1 protein-coding gene is annotated in these 246 nt (G+C 65.9%); it reads left to right on the plus strand.

Going from position 1 to position 246, the window contains the following annotated elements; all coding sequences use genetic code 11:
* Window positions 1-246, plus strand: a 246-nt coding sequence (locus tag AAEY83_RS17705; protein ID WP_351061299.1) for a tetraacyldisaccharide 4'-kinase, incomplete at both ends; no start/stop codon positions are given.

The raw sequence follows: 246 nt of genomic DNA on the forward strand, positions 1-246 counted from the left end.
GCGTGCCGCTGATGATCGACCCTGATCGCAGCGCCGCCGTCAAAGCCTTGATCGCCAGTGAGCCACTGGACCTGATTCTGTCTGACGACGGCATGCAGCATTATCGCCTCGCGCGGGATCTGGAACTGGTGCTGATCGATGCCGCACGGGGCCTGGGCAACCAGCGCTGTCTGCCGGCCGGGCCGTTGCGGGAGCCGGTCGAGCGCCTGCAAAGCGTCGATGGCGTGCTGTTCAACGGTGCCCTTG

This window comes from Psychrobacter sp. TB20-MNA-CIBAN-0197, from assembly GCF_040309765.1.
Classification (GTDB): Bacteria; Pseudomonadota; Gammaproteobacteria; order Pseudomonadales; family Moraxellaceae; genus Psychrobacter; species Psychrobacter submarinus.